We start from the raw sequence: 16294 nt of genomic DNA on the forward strand, positions 1-16294 counted from the left end.
CCTGGCATTGTTAATACCACTCCAAAATGTTTTACGGGAACTTAACAAAGTTTAGTATATTGAAGTGATAAAAATATGAATATCTTGCGGAGATGGTTATGTTGAGAAATCGATTAGGTGAGCTATGAGTAGTGGTCCAGAAAAGAATAAAAAAACAGCCTCCGAGAGTGGCTTGAGAAAAGGGTTAACTAGTTACGGCGATAAAGGTTTCTCTTTATTCCTGCGCAAGGCATTTATTAAGGGCGCTGGGTATACCAACAGTGCTTTAGATCGCCCGGTTATTGGCATTATTAACACTGGCAGCTCATATAACCCTTGCCATGGGAATATGCCGCAGTTGATTGAAGCTGTGAAGCGAGGAGTCATGCTATCTGGCGGTCTCCCGATGGATTTTCCGACAATTTCCATACATGAGAGTTTTGCTGCTCCAACCAGCATGTATTTGCGCAACTTGATGTCGATGGATACTGAAGAAATGTTGCGAGCCCAGCCGATGGATGCGGTAGTCATGATTGGTGGTTGCGATAAAACAGTGCCAGCACAAATGATGGGTGCAGCCTCAGCAGGTCTTCCTGCGATTCAGTTAATTACTGGCTCAATGTTGACTGGTTCACATCGGAGTGAGCGTGTTGGCGCATGTACTGACTGTCGTCGTTACTGGGGAAAATTCCGAGCTGGTGAAATTGATGAAGTAGAAAAAGATGAAGTCAATGATCAATTGGTGGCTAGTGTAGGTACTTGCTCGGTCATGGGCACGGCTAGCACGATGGCTTGTATATCTGAAGCATTGGGCATGACTGTGCCGGGTGGCGCTACTCCGCCAGCAGTTACGGCAGATCGTATTCGGATAGCAGAGGAGACGGGTGCTCGTGCTGTACAAATGGCCAAGGATGGTCTGACCATTGATAAAGTATTGACGGCCGATGCATTTGAAAATGCCATGCGTGTTTTATTGGCTATTGGCGGCTCCACTAATGGCATTGTTCATTTAGCCGCTATTGCTGGGCGTATGGGTCTAGAAATTGATTTAGATGCTCTAGATAGGATGGGTGATGAGACTCCGGTGCTATTGGATCTGAAGCCTTCGGGTGATCATTACATGGAAAATTTCCATGATGCTGGGGGTATGACTACGCTCTTGCGTGAGCTAAAGCCTTTATTAAAGCTAGATGCAATGACGGTAACCGGCCGCACCTTGGGTGAGGAGATTGATTTAGCCCCACCAAGCTTTAAGCAGGATGTCGTGCGTCAGTTGAATAATCCAATTTATCCGCGCGGCAGTATTGCAGTCTTGCACGGTAACTTAGCTCCTGGCGGCGCCATCATCAAACAATCTGCAGCGAATGAAAAGTTAATGGAGCATGAGGGTAGGGCTGTTGTTTTTGAGAATAGCGAGGATTTAGCTAATCGCATTGATAGTTCGGATCTAGATGTTACTGCGGATGATATTTTGGTATTGAAAAATATTGGCCCTAAGGGTGCGCCTGGCATGCCTGAGGCGGGATACATTCCCATTCCGATGAAGCTGGCTCGTGCTGGCGTGAAAGACATCGTGCGTATTTCAGATGGCCGCATGAGTGGTACTGCTTTTGGGACAATTGTGCTCCATGTCACTCCAGAAGCTGCTATTGGTGGTCCATTAGCCTATGTCAGAAATGGTGATCGTATACGTCTTAGTGTGAAGCGGCGAGAGATTAGTTTGCTCATTTCCAGTGAAGAATTAGCTCGGCGTGCTCAAGAAAATCCAGTGATAGAGCCCACTGCCGAAAGAGGCTATTTAAAGTTGTTTTTAGATACTGTCACTCAGGCGGACAAGGGTGTTGATTTTGATTTCTTACGGGCCGTCAAAATTGTCGGAAAGACCCCAAAATCCTGATCTCCAGGCCATATCGATACGCTTCGCTGAACTTGCCCTTATCCGGACAAGATAAGCCGGTGGAGCGCTCTGTTTTGGTGTAAAGTTCTTTTTTCGCTTTAAATCTGATCGCAGTAGTTGAATCAACTTATTGGCGAGGCTAGAGAATAATTACAACCAATTGGAGAGAGTTTCTATGAAATATGCTGCTTTTAAATTAATCGGTGAGCCCAGCAAAACCCGCGTTGGGTCGATTTCTGCCGATGGCAAGAGCATAAATGAATATGAACTTGGTGTGGATCTTTCCGAGAGTGGGGTTGTAGAAATTTTGCGCCTAGAGCTTGCAGGGAAGTTACCAAGTCAGGCCTCCGCTACGCATCCTATGTCAGCTATCCAGCTGGTAGCGCCTATTCCTAGGCCCAGAAGAAATATTTTCTGCGTTGGAAAGAATTATTTTGATCACGCTAAAGAATTTGGTACTAGCGGTTATGACAGCAGCACTTCAAAGCCTGGCGATGAAATCCCCAAAGATCCAATCATCTTCACCAAGCCACCAGAAACAGTTATTGGGACTAATGAAAAAATTGTTATTCCACAAAAAGTTTCAGTAGATATTGATTACGAAGTTGAACTCACCATTATTATCGGCAAGGGCGGCAAAGGCATCTCTCAGGCTGATGCAATGAGGCATGTCTGGGCCTATACTATTATCAATGATGTCACCGCTCGTGATTGGCAACAAAGACATAAGCAGTGGTTCTTAGGAAAGAGTTTTGACACATTCTGCCCAATGGGTCCATGGGTTGTTACTGCGGATGAGTTAAATCCTGAAGATATTCCAGTGAAGTGTTTTGTGAATGGCGAGTTAAGACAAAGCTCTAACTCTAAAGATCTGATTTTCAATATCCCCAAATTAATTGAAACAATCTCAGCGGGTATTACGCTATATCCGGGAGACATCATTGCGACTGGCACTCCTGCCGGAGTTGGCTTAGGCTTCAAGCCGCCGAAGTATCTCAAGGCTGGCGATGTGGTGCGACTTGAGGTGGATGGGGTTGGTGTCCTTGAGAACACAATGGTTTTGGGCGAATAATTTAAGTATTGCAACAATAATTTAGGAGAAGTTGATGGCTGCTGTAACTTGGACTGGTGGTACCGAGCATTGGATTAAGCGTGGGGATATTAATTTATTCCTATGGCAAAAAAAGGCGAATCCGAATAAGCCATTTTTAGGAACTATTTTCTTCGTTCATGGATCATCCATGGCTTCACAGCCAACCTTTGATTTAAGCGTGCCTGGCCGCCCATTCTCATCCGCTATGGATTGGTTTGCTGAGCAAGGTTTTGAAACTTGGACGATGGATAACGAAGGTTACGGACGCTCGGATAAAAATCGTGACATCAATTTTGATATTAGCAATGGCGCTGATGATTTGGTTGCTGGTAGTGAATATATCCTAGATCACACTACTTCTAAATCTCTATTGATGTATGGAATTTCCTCTGGCGCTTTGAAAGCCGCTTTATTCACAGAGCGCAAGCCTGAGCGTGTTGCTAAATTAGCTTTAGATGCATTTGTGTGGACAGGTGAGGGTAGCCATACTCTGGAGCAACGTAAGAAGAAATTACCTGAGTTCATTGCTAAGAATCGCCGTCCAATTGATCGTGCTTTTGTACACAGCATTTTTGATCGCGATCATCCTGGTACTGCAGATGAGCCTACCATCGAAGCCTTTGCTGACGCTATTCTGACTCTGGATGACTCAATGCCAACTGGAACTTATGTAGATATGTGTTCAAGGCTGCCCTTGGTAGACCCTGTAAAAATTCCAGTGCCAACTATTATTTTGCGAGGTGAATACGACGGCATTGCGGGCATGGATGACTTGATTGATTTTTATAAGTTGCTGCCAAATTCAGATAAGCAATTCAGCGTCATGGCGGGTATCTCTCATGCTAGTTTCCAGCAAAAAAACTACATGATGGTGTACCAAATTCTTTATAGTTATTTCACAATGCCTGCTCCGGCTTATAGAGGTTAAGATGAGAAAAATTTCTAAATATCTAATGAGTGCCCTAGCAATTATTGGGTTTGCTGCTCCAGTAGCGGCTCAATCTAACTATCCTGATCGTCCGGTGAAGTTAATTGTTCCCTTTGGACCTGGTGGATTTACCGACGTAGTTGCTCGTATCTTGGGGCAAAAATTATCTGTCGCTATGGGTCAGCAATTTGTTATTGAAAATAAACCAGGCGCAGGATCAACCATTGGTACAGATTTTGTTGCTAAAGCTCCGGCTGACGGTTACACCCTGGTAATGGTGTCAACTGCCCACGTTCTAGGACCCTGGGTATACAAAAAAGTGCCATACGATGCGTTAAAAGACTTCACAGTAGTGAGTAAGCTAGTGGATTCAGCATATGTGCTGACTGTTAACCCAAAGGTACCTGCCAAGAATGTGAAAGAGTTTATTGCCTTGGCTAAGGCTAATCCAGATTCCATTCGCTACGCATCATCTGGTAACGGTGGCAACCAGCACTTGATGGGCGGCCTCTTTGCCACCATGACTGATACCAAGATCCAGCACGTTCCTTACAAAGGCAGTTCTGGTGCCACCAATGATCTTCTGGCAGGTATTGTCGAGAGTACTTTTGCTGCAGTACCTAATGTCCTTCCTCATATTCAGCAGGGTAAGTTGCGTGCTTTAGCAGTAACTACTTCTAAGCGTATCCCACAGCTGCCAGATGTTCCTACATTGGCAGAGGCTGGCGTGCCAGGGTATGAGGCTTCAGTTTGGTTAGCTTTGCTGGCGCCTGCTAACACCCCATCAGATATCGTTACTAAACTCAACAGGGAAATTGTCAAGGTTTTGGCTAGTCCTGATACGAAAAAAGCACTTTTTGATGCTGGTGTTGAGAGTGCATATGCTACTCCTGAAGCAATGACAGCCTACATGGGCAAAGAATATGAGCGCTGGGGTAAGGTGATTAAGGATGCCAATATCACTGTGCAGTAATGCTATACATTCAGAAGCGACTATTAAACCTTCAACAGAAATGTTGAAGGTTTTTTTATTTAGATTCGCACCCCTTGATGACCCATGTAGTAGTATGAAAATTATTAACAATCATTCAGTAATGGATATCACCGATATGAGACAACAATTGAAATTTACTACTTTGCTATCTTATGTGGCATGTGTATTTTTAAGTGCTATGACCAGTCTAAGTTATGCGCAATCTTCTGATCCCTGGCCTACTAAGCCGGTAACGATGGTGGTGCCATTTCCTCCGGGTGGTGTTGCAGATACAGTGGGTAGACCGGTAGCTGAGGCGCTGACTAGAATTTTAGGTCAACCAGTTGTTGTTGAAAACAAGCCGGGTGCCGGTGGTGCAGTTGGTATGGCTGCAGTCGCCAAATCTAAGCCTGACGGCTACACCATTCTGATGGCTCTATCCTCTATTTCGATTATTCCAGAAGCAGATAAGGTGGTTGGTAAAGAGCCATCGTTCCAGTTAAATCAATTAAAGCCAATTGCTCGATTTACTGCAGACCCAACAGTTCTGGTGGTTAGGGCCGATAGCCCATGGAAGGATTACAAGTCATTTATTGCAGACATGAAAGCTAATCCAGGTAAATATAATTTTGGGTCATCTGGCAACTATGGAACGATGCACGTTCCAATGGAAATGCTAAAGTCGTCAGAGAAGTTTTACATGGTTCATATTCCATATACCGGGGCTGGACCAGCAATTATTGGTTTGCTTGGGGGTCAAGTTGATGCAATTGCTACAGGCCCATCATCTATCGTTCAGCAAATTAAGGCTGGCAAGGTTCGTGCATTAGCTCACTGGGGTGACGGTCGCTTGGCAAGCATGCCTGATGTTCCTAGCTTTAAAGAGTTAGGTGTCAAAATTGAGTTTGCGCAATGGGCTGGGTTATTTGTACCAAGCGCCACGCCAGACGCCATTACGAATAAGTTGCGTGAAGCAGCTAAGCAAGCAGCCAATGATGAGCGTGTGAAGACCGTTATCAATGGTGCCGGTAGCCCTATTTTGTATCTAGATGCTCCCGAATTTAAGGTGTACTGGGATAAAGAATCTGCCCAGATGGTCAATGTAGTGAAGAAGATTGGCAAAGTAGAGTGATGGCTTTGCACGGCATGTGAATGGAGTTATCCAGCAAAACGCCACCTGAACCAGGTGGCGTTTTTTTATTCATTAAATCAACTTAGTGCAAAAGTAAAAATCCCCTCCATGGGGCATTACAGCCCTTGCCAATCAACCTGCAGCATGGCTAGCGTGATGTGAGTGCATGAAAAGGCTTTTATGCGCCTGAGATTTTAAAAAAGTGTTGACACTTATATTGATCTAGATAACACTTATTCGTAGCTTCTAATTGAAAAATAAATAATTTATGCCACATATTCCCGCATCTTCCGCCCTATCTCGTTTTCGAATCATTGATTTAACTCAGGTACGTGCAGGCCCTACAGCATGCCGTCAATTGGCAGATTGGGGTGCTGATGTCATTCAGGTGCAGATGCCAGAGCATATGCGCGGTGACGATACCTTGGGTGGTCAAGACGGATCTGATTATCAGCATACCCATCGTAATAAGCGTTCAATTACGCTTAATCTCAAACTTCCTGAGGGTATTAGTATCCTTAAGCGCCTGATCGCTAATGCTGATGTTGTAGTGGAAAATTTCCGACCTGATGTGAAATTCAGACTAGGAATTGATTACGAAACGCTGAGTAAAGATTATCCAAAATTGGTTTACGCAAGTATTTCTGGTTTTGGTCAAACTGGTCCAATGGCTCAGCGTCCCGGATTTGATCAAATTGCCCAAGGAATGGGCGGCCTGATGTCGGTCACTGGCAATCTAGGGGATGGTCCGATGCGGGTTGGTATTCCAATTGCTGATTTATGCTCGGGAATCTTTGCCGCTCAAGGCATATTGGTAGCCCTTCTGGAGCGTGAAGCATCTGGCAAGGGGCAATGGCTCCATACATCTTTATTGGAGTCCATGGTGTATATGATGGACTTTCAAAATTCTCGTTGGTTAATCGAGGGGGAAATTCCTACTCAGGCTGGGAACTACCACCCTACCAGTATTCCAACTGGGGTATACCGGGCTCGGGATGGTTATATGAATATAGCCGTCTTTGGTTCCAAGATTTGGGAGCGTTTTTGCAACATCTTGGGCGCACCAGAGTGGGTGACAGATGACCGATATAAGGACAAGATGGCACGCTCGATTCATCGAGATACGCTAAATGCTGAAATCAATCGTCGCCTAGCTTCTCAGGATTGTGCTTACTGGGTAAAGTGCTTTAATGACGGTGGTGTAGCTTGCGGCTTGATTAATGATGTCAAAGGCGTATTTGAAGAACCGCAGATCCAACATCTCGGCATGGTCAAAGAGGTTGTATCCGCCCATCACGGACCTCAACGCTTAGTTGGTCAGCCCGTTCAATTGGAGCGTACTCCAGGCACTATTGCACGTGCTGCTCCAAAGCGGGGAGAGCATAGCGAAGAGATCTTGAAGGAAATTGGGATCAATTCTGAAGAGTTAGTCAGTCTAAAGGCCAAAGGGATTTACTAGTATGTAAATGTATCTCCCAGAGAGATCTATTGATCGCCCGCAAAGATGAAATGATGTATTGCTTAGCTCCATAGTTTTAGTTAATTTTTTACTTTCTAATAAGAGAATCAGATGGCACAGTTAATTGTTACAAAGAATGGCCCCGTTGGAAATATTCTAATTTCGAATATTGAGAAAATGAATGCAATGACCATGGATATGTGGAGCGGCATTCCAAAAGCATTGGAAGATTTTGATGCTGATCCCGAAGTACGTGTCATCGTCATCCGTGGTGACGGAGAAAAAGCTTTCATTTCAGGGGCAGATATTAGCCAGTTCGAAAAGTTGAGAAGTACTGCCGATGCTCAAGAGCTCTACAACCATGCAGTTTCTTTGGCCTATGCAGCCCCAGGGAAGTGCACTAAGCCGGTTATTGCCAGTATTCAGGGATATTGTTTCGGTGGCGGTCTTGGTTTTGCTGCTGCATGTGATATTCGCATCTGCTCTGAAGACGCTCAATTTAGAATGCCGGCAGCTCGTCTAGGGCTTGGATATGCGCCAGATGGCATTAACCGTTTTATTAATATCATTGGTTCTGCAAATACGGCAGATATTTTCTATTCTGCAAGGCGCTTTGATGCTGCCGATGCCTTACATATGGGCTATGTTTCACAAGTACATCCCAATGATCAATTGGCTGAAGCGACAGATTCTTATGTCAAGATGCTTTCTGAAAATGCACCCATGACAATGGCAGCCACTAAGTTTGCTATCAAGCAATGCTTAGCTACTCCGGATGAGCGTGATTTTGCGCAGGCAACCCAAATGGTGAAAGATTGTTTTGCAAGCAATGATTACAAAGAGGGTAGAAAAGCATTTATCGAAAAAAGAACTCCAGCATTTAAGGGAAACTAATCTAGAGTTAAGTGTTAGTAGGTAATTCAATTTTATAAATAAGCTGATCAAAATCAGCAATAAAGGAGACAGAATGAAAATTGCAAATATCAAGGCAACGCTTCACAGAACGGAAATTAAGCTACCTGGTATTAATGAGTCCGTTGAAAGTCGTATGTTCGTATTTGTTGAAGTTGAGACTGAGTCCGGTTTGACTGGATTTGGTGTAACAGGGCAGTTCTTGCCATGGGCGACTATAGCGGCAATTGAAAATCATTTTCTTCCGGTGTTGAAGGGAATGGATATTCGAAATACGGAGGCAATTCATTCAGCAGTTTGGAAGAAAATGAATATTCGAGCTTATACCGGTGTGATATCGAATGCCTTATCTGCGATTGATATTGCGCTTTGGGATATTCGTGGAAAGTCTGAGGGAAGAACCGTCGCTGAACTGCTTGGCGGTTATCAGGATTGGCAAAATACCTATGCTACTTTTGGGTACCCATTTTTTGATGAGGCGCAACTTGCAGAGTGGGGGAAAAAGTTTGTAGCCGATGGTCACCGTATGCTCAAGATGGTTGTTGGTGGCGAACCATCCCGAACATGGCGCGATGATGTTAGGCGAGTTCATGCTGCTCGCGAAGCTATTGGACCTAATATTGATTTAATGATTGATGCAAATTGCTGGTTTAATCCGCATGATGCGCGTTTATTGGCTGACCACATTCAAGATTGCGGTGTCGTGTGGTTTGAGGAGCCGCTGTATCAGAATGATGCGCGTGCTTTAGCTGATTTACGCAGGATTACAGGTATTCCTGTTGCTGCTGGTCAAATGGAAGGAAATCGTTGGCGCTATCGAGAATTAATCGTTAACCAATCTGTGGATGTCATTCAGCCGAACGTTTGCTATAACGGCGGATTTACTGAGTCACTTAAGGTTGCTCATATGGCGCAAGCATTTAATATGCCAATGGCTAATGGCGGCGGTTGGCCTATCTTTAATATGCATTTACTATGCGGCCTGATGAATGGTGGCCCGGTTGAGTTCCATTACGGTATGTGGCTTGCAGGCAAACAATTCTTCAATGGCACTCCTGATCCTAAGGATGGGAAAGTCCATCTACCTAAAGAGCCTGGGTTGGGTTTCACTCCAAACTATGATGCCTTGAAAGATGCTCGTATTACCGAGGCTAAAGATAGCCAGTTTGAGGGGCGCGATGCGCACGGTTACCTTTTAAGATAATTTTTTGGCAAAGTAGCTGTACAAATATTTTCAGAATAGGAGCAGTCCATGTTGAAAAATAATATGTATCAATGCGTCATTAAATCTGTGCTTTTTTATACGGTAGTTTTATCTTCTTTGTTTTCTGTTTCTACAAAAGCACAGACTTATCCAAATCAAAACTTCACTATGATTGTTCCATTTGGGCCAGGTGGTGGAAGTGATGTCATGGCGCGCACACTGGGTAATGTGATTGCAGAACTGAATTTACTACCAGTCAAAATATTGGTTGAAAATCAACCTGGATCACAATCTGCTAAAGGTTATGGAATGGTCGCATCTCGTAAGGGTGACGATTACACATTGGCTACCGTCAGCGTCAGTTTTTTTACTACACCATTACGCGGCGGTACCTCTTATAACTATAAGAGCTTTACGCCAATCGCTGGTATCGCCACTTCGCCATATATTATGGTTGTGAGCTCAAAGTCTAAATACAAGACAGTCAGTGATTTTAAGAATGCGCCGAGCCTGACTACTGGCGCCACTGGCGCGGCATCTGATGCAGCCATCCTCTCAAATATTATTAAGAAATCCTTAAATACCAATATCCGAGTGGTGCCTTTTGATGGTGAGGGCGAGATCATGACTGAGTTGCTGGGCGGTCGAATTGATTTTGCACTATTCAATCCAGGCGAGGTCCTGGGGATGATTCAGGCTGGAACGGTTCGACCCATTGCAGTGAGCACATCTAAACGTTTGCCCAAGTTTTCAACTGTGCCTACCTTTAAAGAGCAGGGATTTGATATTGACTATGTGCAGGTTCGTGGGGTCGTTATGCCTCAAGGAGTTTCACAAAGCTCAGTGGCCTATTGGGAAGGCGTGCTAAGGAAAGTGGCTGAAAGCGAAAACTGGCGTAAGCAGTATATTGAGCGCTTTAATGAGGAGCCAGCCTTTATTCCAGCCAAAGAATTTGCAGGCGTTCTTGATGCAACCAATGCTCGCTACGAGTCGGTTATGAAAGAGCTTGGAATGATCAAGTAATTGCTTTGCGATGATTTTTAAAGTGAGTGATTCATGCTGAAAAAAATTGATTTTGGCTTTGCCCTTCTTACATTCATTCTAGGTATTTATGTTGTTGTAGAGGGCTTTTCTTATGGTTTTACAGCAGCCGATGGTCAGCCTGGATCGGGTCTCTTCCCGATCATCGTTGGCTTTGCATTAATTTTTTTCAGCGCTATTAATCTGCTTCGTAGCCGCATTGATTATCTAAGCATTAAAGAAGAATTTAGCTTATTAGTGACTAAGCGAACGCTAGTCATTTTGCTTGGTAACGGATTAATCATTAGTCTCATGAGTTTTTTTGGAATCATGCTAAGTACGATTTTTTCAATTCTGTTCACTGGACTGATGATCGCATGGGGTGCTATTGATAAGCGTTTTGTTATTCAGATCACTGTCATTGCAGTGGTGAGCACCTTGGTTTTGCACGCATTATTTATCAAGGTTCTTCGGATACAGCCGCTGATAGGTATTTTTGGATTTTAATCCCGCCTTAGTTAAATATTGGAGTTAGTAATGGACTCATTTGAACTTCTACTTGGCGGGATACAGGCGGCGCTTACCTTTAAAGTTTTAACTGCAACTTTGATAGGTGTTTTGGTAGGTTTGGTGATTGGTGTTCTGCCTGGATTGGGTCCATCAGCGGGTGTTGCGATCCTGCTCCCCTTTGCGGTAAGTCTTGGGGGGACTGCAGCGATTGCAGCCTTGGCTGGGGTTTATTACGGCGCAATGTATGGGGGTGCCGTGACTTCAATATTGTTAGGTATTCCAGGTGATGCGCCATCCATCATGACTGTGATTGATGGCCATGCTATGGCTAAGAGGGGTGAGGCAGGGCGTGCTTTGGGTATTACCGTATTCGCTTCATTTACTGGAGGTTTGATTGGCCTTCTTTTTCTGACATTTTTAGCGCCTTACATTTCACAAGCGGCACTTCATTTTGGCACCGCCGAAATGGCCTCTCTCATGCTTTTATCACTTTCATTTGTCGCCGTTCTCGGTGGACGCAATATTGTTAAGGGCTTTGCAACCCTATGTATTGGCCTCATTCTTGGCATGGTGGGATTGGATCCGATTGCAGGCCCGTCTCGAATTAACTTTGGTATTTATGACTTGATTGACGGTTTGAATTTTGCCGTGGTTGCCATTGGCTTATTTGGGTTTAGTGAAATCTTCAACACGATGCTCAATAAGAACTCTGATCTAGAGTCGCCGGATATGCGCCCTTCATTGAAATCCCTCATGCCGCGATTCAGTGATTTCATGGCAACTAAATGGTCTCAGTTGTCGGGTAGCCTCATTGGATGTTTTGTTGGAATCTTGCCGGGTGTAGGTGCAACTACCGCAACCATCATGTCTTACGCTGCTGCAAAGAAGTTTTCTAAGAATTCGGATGAGTTCGGAAAAGGTGCGATTGATGGTGTTGCTTCTCCGGAGGCGGCTAACAATAGCGCTTCATACTCATCTATGATCCCCTTGTTCACCTTAGGAATTCCGGGCTCTGCAACTACCGCAGTCATGTTAGGCGGTCTTTTAATGATTGGCTTACAGCCAGGACCCATGCTATTTATTAACAATCCAGATTTTGTTTGGACTGTTTTTGGTAGTTTTTATATTGGCAACTTAATGCTGGTCTTCATCACCATCTTGGCAGTTCCTGCTCTAGCAAGCATGATGCTCGTCAAAATGCGAATTTTGTACCCAATTATTTTTGCCATCATTATTTATGGCGTCTATTCAATTAATTTATCGCCCTTTGATATTGGTGTCGCATTATTTTTTGGCTTGGTTGGTTATCTATTTATGAAGTTGGATTACCCTATGGTTCCTTTGATTTTAGGAATGGTTCTGGGGCCGATGCTGGAACGTGGCATTCGCCGCACATTAATTTCTTCGGATGGCAGTTTTATGGCATTTTTTGATCGTCCGATCTCTTTGGTATTGCTGCTCATTACTGCTGTAATGATCATCGTTCAGGTTTATAAAACATATCGAAAAGCTCAATAAGGACTCTCGTCTTGTAAAGATGCTTTATTACTTAAATTTAAGGTGAGTTAAATTATGAAAATATCCGAAATCAAATGCTGGGCGCTCTCGGAAGAGTTGAGTAGTGCCTGGCAAATTTCTGGGCAAACCTGGAGCAGAATTAATACGGTGATTGTTCGCATCACAAGTGATGATGGGCAGATCGGCATAGGGGAGACTAATCTGAGAACCGCTCCTCGTGCAGGCCTTGCAATTATTCGAGACCATTTAGCAAAGCATGTTATCGGCGCTGATCCTCGTGATATTGAGGGAATTTGGTGGAATATGTTTATGCGAGGCCGGCCACGTGGGCATACTCGCGGCTTTTATTTAAAAGCGATGAGCGGTATTGATATGGCATTGTGGGATATGAATGCCTGCATGGAAAAGCAACCATTATGGCGCGCATTAAAAGGGGTTGGGAAACCTAAGGTTCCCGTCTATGCCTCAGCGGTTCGTGTATTTAAAACGGTCGAAGAAGCGATCGATAAAGGTAAAGAGTTTGTTGATTCTGGCCACAGAACTATAAAAGTCATGGTGGCTGGAAGGGGGTTGTCTTATGATCTTGCTGTACTTAGAGGCCTAAGAAAACACTTTGGTGACGATATTGATCTTTGTGTAGATGCTAATTCAAGCTTCGAAACCACAGCAGCTGTCCGTTTTGCTGTTAGTGCAGCAGAATTTAATCTATTATTTTTTGAAGAGCCAGTTGCTCCTGATAACCTTCGTGGTTATCGCCGTATTCGAGAAGCAACTCCAATGGCGCTCGCGGCGGGTCAGTCTGAATTTACACCATTTGGTGTGCAGCCAGCGCTATCTGAGGGTTTGATTGATTTTTTTCAGCCCAATGCAGGGCGCGTTGGTGGTCCAACAGGGGTGCGTTATATGCAACATGCAGCTTTACCCCATGGAATTTTATTCTCGGCTCATGTAGGCGCTTCCTCAGTGGTGAATGGCATGGCCGCTCTTCATCTTGCTGCAGCTGCCCCCGAGAGAACGGTTGCCGAATACTGGGAAGACGATTCACCGTTGATTAATATCGTCAAAGGCGTCTACCCCAAGGTGGTTGATGGCCATATTCATCTTGGTGAGGAGCCTGGCCTTGGGGTGACCTTGGATGAGGACATGTTAGATCGTATTGCAGTAGAAACAGTGACTATTGATAAAAATACGCCATCTATTGCTCAGTGAGATGGTGTGATCAATCTATCGGTAGTGGTCCAAACGCTGGCGGTGGTACTCGGCGTTTCGATGCTGTTTCATATGCTGATGCAATTTTTAGAACAATATCTTCCTTGCCTGGCTCGGCACGGAAAACCAGTGAGAATGGCAGACCAGGCGCCGCGAGTTGTGTTGCTTGATCATTTGCAACGGCAATATATTTTTTGCGATCGGCACTCAAGGCAAACTTGGCATCGTAGGCAACCGTGACGTAACCAGCTGGAACCAGCACCTCGGTCAAGCCCGCATTTGGGCCATATTGTGATTCATTGCGCAGACCAGCAATTGGGCCAGGTTCGTCTGGCCCACCGATTTTTCCTGGCGGTAGCGGTGTATGTAGACGCACGAGAGCATCGAGTTTGTTTTCGAGAATTACCATCATGTCGACCCGGCGAAGTAGTTCTCGCAGCATGATGCGTTCATCGACACCCTGTCGGCCGCCCAGTGGATTGCGCGGGTCATTAATTTCTTCCCAGTTTTTGTAAGCAGAGCGCTGGTCATCGCCCCAATATTTTGAGCGCGCGTTGAGCGCCGGCCAATCAACTAGGGTTTCAGTAAAGCCACGTGCCTGCCAGTCATCGGCACGGCGCGATAGATATTGCCGGATGTGGTATCGGAAGGAATTGGAGAGGATCTGATTTTGTACGGTTGAAATATTCAGATTCGATGGCGGTGTGATGCGAAGATCAGCTAACTCAACTAGATAGTCAATCGGTTGTAGCGTGCCACTACCGAATACTTTACCCGGTGCAAACTCAGTCGGCACAATGGCAGCGGCGAAGTCTGGGAACACAGGTGTGCCGTCATCCTTGAGGCGAAAGAGTAGGTCGGGCATGAACACTGGAACTAGCCGCGCTAGCGCTTTACGAAAGTCGATTTTCATCGCTTCAATATCAGGGTCAGCTTGCCACAGCGGATCAGATGATTCAACCAGGGTTGCACCGAGGTGGTCGCTGAGCATGCTTTTGATTTCTTTTGCCGCGGCGGTGGTGATCGGACCAGCCGCTTTACTACCAGCGGCTAGCATGGATTCGCGTACGATACCGATACGCATACCGCGAAGGCTATTTTTTGTACCGAGCGATTGAGTATGTACTGCATAACCGCTAGTCAGTACTGATGAGCGCGGTACAGTTGTGTATGGATCACGCGGATCGTAATAACCGCCCTCTGGGTCTTTCAGTGCATCCAGTATTTTGGCGCAGTCGGTAATGGTGCGGCACAAAATACCAGTACGGTCGCAGTAAATATCGGCACCGATAGCGCCACCATCAAAACCGAGCATTGCCTTGTGCGGCAGGATCAGTGCCACTGCATTGTGATTTGCTGGGCCACGTGTAGAGGCGCGTGTCTCTTCACCTAGGCTTGCCATGACTAGATTGGCACTGACCGAGACACCTGAGCCAGAGCTTGAGCCCAGCGAGGCGGCGCGCGTTGTGTCGTAGACATTTGATGGATTGCCTGCCCAGCTTGAGCGCTGGTAACCGAGTACTGAGGGTAGCACTTTATCTGGATAGTTTTGTCCGCCCGGATCGCCGGCACGGCCGTTGTATTCAGTCATCAGTGCTTTAGCAAAGATGATGGCACCTTTTTTACGTAATTGATCGACGAGGATGTGATCACGCGCAGGGAAATCGATGTCGTAGCGCGCATCGCCCCCGCCAGTTGAGCGCATGTCTTTGGTGTCGAACGCATCCTTAAATGAAAACACCACACCATAGAGTGGCATTTTCTCTAGATCGGGATTATTGCCATATTGCTTATCGAGTGCAGCGGCCTGTTCGAGCGCATCTGGCTGGCGACGGAAAATTTCGCAGACTGTGGGTGCATCTGCCGGCAGCGGTCCATCATCGGGATGGCGATCATAATCGCCACGGCAAACTACTGAACGCTCTCCACGAATATTGAGTGTGGAGAGGCTGTTGAGTTGTCCTGCATTGGGTTTACCAACAATCATGCCGTATTGCTGTTGTACGGATGGATCAGAAGCGGTTGCTTCCATGCGGCCAAATTCAAGCGGTGGGCCTTGGTATTGGTCGAGGTCGGGCAGCAATGTTGCAGCCTTCACCGTTTCAGTTGGAAAGCCAAGTGGTGCCTGTGCGCGCACAGCACCGTTGGCTTGCGCAACCGGCGCACCATCCCGAGTAACGAGCAGACTCGAGGGACCATTGTAGGCACGCGAGCGAGCAATATATTGTTTGACTACATCGACGCAGGTAGTGCGGCCTTCGCGTATCGCATTATGTAGATCATCGATGGTTGCCTCTTCGACGCGAAAGGATTTATTTGTATCAGCATACTGCGTGGACATCGTCTTACTCCAATCTGTTGTTACTGCCAGTACGGCCTTTGTCTGTAAAGCATGATAGCTTCAAGATTCCTTCTGATCAATGGCGGTAATTAACTCTTTACCCACAAAGCGAAACGCCA

Annotated in this window: 13 protein-coding genes; 12 read left to right on the plus strand and 1 reads right to left on the minus strand. The window is 45.7% G+C overall.

The window, feature by feature from the left end; translation table 11 throughout:
- Positions 1–124: 124 nt before the first annotated feature.
- The 12 genes from ICN43_RS04600 to ICN43_RS04655 all read left to right on the plus strand — a co-directional run bounded on the left by ICN43_RS04600 (position 125) and on the right by ICN43_RS04655 (position 13834).
- Positions 125–1876 (plus strand): IlvD/Edd family dehydratase, encoded by a 1752-nt coding sequence (locus tag ICN43_RS04600; protein ID WP_216197425.1) that lies wholly within the window; start codon positions 125–127, stop codon positions 1874–1876.
- A gap of 175 nt (positions 1877–2051) precedes the next feature.
- The gene (locus ICN43_RS04605) at positions 2052–2948 is read left to right on the plus strand and encodes a fumarylacetoacetate hydrolase family protein (RefSeq protein ID WP_216197426.1); all 897 of its coding nucleotides are present in this window, start codon (positions 2052–2054) and stop codon (positions 2946–2948) included.
- A gap of 34 nt (positions 2949–2982) precedes the next feature.
- On the plus strand, positions 2983–3897 hold the full coding sequence (locus ICN43_RS04610) for an alpha/beta fold hydrolase (protein ID WP_216197427.1): 915 nt from the start codon (positions 2983–2985) through the stop codon (positions 3895–3897).
- Position 3898: 1 nt separating this feature from the next.
- Complete coding sequence (locus ICN43_RS04615; RefSeq protein ID WP_216197428.1) at positions 3899–4870, plus strand: tripartite tricarboxylate transporter substrate binding protein; 972 nt, start codon at positions 3899–3901, stop codon at positions 4868–4870.
- Positions 4871–5006: 136 nt separating this feature from the next.
- On the plus strand, positions 5007–6002 hold the full coding sequence (locus ICN43_RS04620; RefSeq protein ID WP_216197429.1) for a tripartite tricarboxylate transporter substrate binding protein: 996 nt from the start codon (positions 5007–5009) through the stop codon (positions 6000–6002).
- Between the two features lie 268 nt (positions 6003–6270).
- Positions 6271–7461 carry a CaiB/BaiF CoA-transferase family protein gene (locus tag ICN43_RS04625; protein WP_216197430.1) on the plus strand — a complete coding sequence of 397 codons (1191 nt, stop codon included), beginning with the start codon at positions 6271–6273 and terminating at the stop codon, positions 7459–7461.
- Positions 7462–7572: 111 nt separating this feature from the next.
- Complete coding sequence (locus tag ICN43_RS04630) at positions 7573–8355, plus strand: enoyl-CoA hydratase (RefSeq protein ID WP_216197431.1); 783 nt, start codon at positions 7573–7575, stop codon at positions 8353–8355.
- Positions 8356–8428: 73 nt separating this feature from the next.
- Positions 8429–9577 (plus strand): mandelate racemase/muconate lactonizing enzyme family protein, encoded by a 1149-nt coding sequence (locus ICN43_RS04635; protein ID WP_216197432.1) that lies wholly within the window; start codon positions 8429–8431, stop codon positions 9575–9577.
- Between the two features lie 48 nt (positions 9578–9625).
- Positions 9626–10600: a tripartite tricarboxylate transporter substrate binding protein gene (locus ICN43_RS04640; RefSeq protein ID WP_216197433.1), complete on the plus strand. Its 975-nt coding sequence runs from the start codon at positions 9626–9628 to the stop codon at positions 10598–10600.
- Positions 10601–10633: 33 nt separating this feature from the next.
- Positions 10634–11104 carry a tripartite tricarboxylate transporter TctB family protein gene (locus ICN43_RS04645; RefSeq protein WP_216197434.1) on the plus strand — a complete coding sequence of 157 codons (471 nt, stop codon included), beginning with the start codon at positions 10634–10636 and terminating at the stop codon, positions 11102–11104.
- Positions 11105–11134: 30 nt separating this feature from the next.
- Positions 11135–12625: a tripartite tricarboxylate transporter permease gene (locus ICN43_RS04650; protein ID WP_216197435.1), complete on the plus strand. Its 1491-nt coding sequence runs from the start codon at positions 11135–11137 to the stop codon at positions 12623–12625.
- Positions 12626–12679: 54 nt separating this feature from the next.
- Positions 12680–13834 (plus strand): mandelate racemase/muconate lactonizing enzyme family protein, encoded by a 1155-nt coding sequence (locus ICN43_RS04655; protein ID WP_216197436.1) that lies wholly within the window; start codon positions 12680–12682, stop codon positions 13832–13834.
- A gap of 10 nt (positions 13835–13844) precedes the next feature.
- On the opposite strand, the gene ICN43_RS04660 is transcribed toward ICN43_RS04655, so the two are convergent.
- Complete coding sequence (locus ICN43_RS04660) at positions 13845–16175, minus strand: amidase family protein (RefSeq protein ID WP_216197437.1); 2331 nt, start codon at positions 16173–16175, stop codon at positions 13845–13847.
- Positions 16176–16294: the final 119 nt, after the last annotated feature.

The sequence above is a fragment of the Polynucleobacter sp. UK-Mo-2m-Kol15 genome, assembly GCF_018881505.1.
Taxonomy (GTDB): domain Bacteria; phylum Pseudomonadota; class Gammaproteobacteria; order Burkholderiales; family Burkholderiaceae; genus Polynucleobacter.